We start from the raw sequence: 1,236 nt of genomic DNA on the forward strand, positions 1-1,236 counted from the left end.
TACCACGCACTCACCGCCATTGGCATTGCCGGTCAGGCATCCATCGACAAGGTTGCCGGTCCTGTGGGTGAATCCCTGATCATGACCGCCATTGGTCTGGCAACGGCTGTGCCTGCGGTGCTGGGTTACAACCTGCTGGTGCGCCGCAACAAGGGTGCCATGGACCAGGTGCGCGACTTTGCCGATGACCTGCAGTCCATCCTGATCGGTGGCGTGCGCCACGGTGCGGCTGCGGAGAGCGTGCGGGTCAACGCCGATAACTCCCCGACCACGGTCACAACCTCCAACCGGGTGGGCTGAACCATGGGAATGCAGGTTGGCAACGGAGGAGGGGACGACGAAGTCGTCTCCGCCATCAACACGACCCCTCTGGTGGATGTGATGCTGGTTCTGCTGATCATCTTCCTGATCACCATTCCGGTGGCCACCCATACGGTCAAGGTCAACCTGCCGCGCGACATGAACCAGCCCACCCAGACCAAGATGAGCAACGTGGTGCTGGCGGTTACGGCGGATGGCAAGGCCTTCTGGGATGAAACCCCGCTGAAGGACCAGGCTGACCTGCTGGAGCATCTGGAAAAGGTGGCGGTGGTCAAACCGCAACCGCAGATCCAGATCCGTGGGGACATGAAGGCGCGGTATGAGACGGTCGGCAGGATGGTGGCGGCATGCCAGCAGGCTGGCATCTATCATATCGACTTCATTACCGAGAAGCCGAAGACCAACTGACAACGGCGGGCTGCGGCCCCCGTCCCCCGCGCGGCACGCGTGGGGGCAGGAGTGAAGAGAGTAACTGATCATGGGCATGAATGTCGGGTCGGATAGCACAACGGAAGACGAAGGCATTGTAGACATCAACACCACGCCATTGATTGACGTGATGCTGGTTCTGCTGATCATGCTGATCATCACCATCCCGTTGCAGACCCAATCTGTTGCGATTGATCTGCCGCAGGGCAACCCGCCGCCTTCGACAGAGGAGGTTCCGGTTGTGACCCTTGTGGTGGATTTTGATAATACGATTACCTGGAACGGGCAGCCGGTTAACAGCGAGGACGAACTGCAGGCCCACCTGCGCGAGATTGCCTCCGCCCAGCCCAAGCCCGAGTTCCACATCCAGCCCAACCGGCTGGCTGATTACAAGACTGTCGTCCATGTCATGGCCGACGCCCAGAGGCTCGGGGTCACCCAGATGGGCATCGTCGGGCAGGAACAGTTCGTCGATCAGTAAGGGAG

General features: G+C 60.4%; 3 protein-coding genes. All 3 read left to right on the top strand.

The window, feature by feature from the left end:
- A partial coding sequence (locus GOB83_RS14615) for a MotA/TolQ/ExbB proton channel family protein (RefSeq protein WP_194301417.1) occupies positions 1–300 on the top strand: 300 nt, incomplete at its 5' end.
- Between the two features lie 3 nt (positions 301–303).
- Positions 304–729 carry an ExbD/TolR family protein gene (locus GOB83_RS14620; protein WP_086646980.1) on the top strand — a complete coding sequence of 142 codons (426 nt, stop codon included), beginning with the start codon at positions 304–306 and terminating at the stop codon, positions 727–729.
- Between the two features lie 70 nt (positions 730–799).
- Positions 800–1,231 carry an ExbD/TolR family protein gene (locus GOB83_RS14625; RefSeq protein ID WP_086646979.1) on the top strand — a complete coding sequence of 144 codons (432 nt, stop codon included), beginning with the start codon at positions 800–802 and terminating at the stop codon, positions 1,229–1,231.
- Positions 1,232–1,236: the final 5 nt, after the last annotated feature.

The organism is Acetobacter fabarum, assembly GCF_011516925.1.
Taxonomy (GTDB): Bacteria; Pseudomonadota; Alphaproteobacteria; order Acetobacterales; family Acetobacteraceae; genus Acetobacter; species Acetobacter fabarum.

Bases quoted from the DNA above. Each gene is read 5' to 3' on its own strand.
- GOB83_RS14625 (WP_086646979.1), top strand. From the start codon at position 800: ATGGGCATGAATGTCGGGTCGGATAGCACAACGGAAGACGAAGGCATT.
- GOB83_RS14620 (WP_086646980.1), top strand. From the start codon at position 304: ATGGGAATGCAGGTTGGCAACGGAGGAGGGGACGACGAAGTCGTCTCC.